Raw genomic sequence first — 341 nt, forward strand, 5'->3', positions numbered from 1 at the left:
CGCAGGCTGCCCGTCGCTGGCAGCATCCGCATGCGATGAACCAGTAGACCCTTGCGCCTTCCCTCCCGACGCTTCCACCCGCACCTTGGCCACCATGGCGCGGACTTGGGAAACCGACAGCTTCCCGCCATCCAACCCCGCCTGCAGCGCCATCCCCAGAATTTCACGCTGCTCCCAGGTCAGGCCCTCGCTCAGATCGAACAATCCGCCGTTTTGCATCAAGCTGATGTTCGTCAGCTTGTCGTCGAGCACGCGCACTCGCGTGAAATCCTGGGCGGCCTCCGCCTTGTCCCGCTCGACGCGCAGCGCCTGCGCCACCTTCGCGATTTCCTCGGGATTCC

Annotated in this window: 1 protein-coding gene; it reads right to left on the reverse strand. The window is 64.8% G+C overall.

Going from position 1 to position 341, the window contains the following annotated elements:
• Window positions 1–341, reverse strand: a 341-nt coding sequence (locus ACEU5R_RS32010) for a hypothetical protein (RefSeq protein ID WP_392413948.1), incomplete at both ends; no start/stop codon positions are given.

The sequence above is a fragment of the Achromobacter sp. 413638 genome, assembly GCF_043119405.1.
GTDB lineage: Bacteria > Pseudomonadota > Gammaproteobacteria > Burkholderiales > Burkholderiaceae_B > Achromobacter.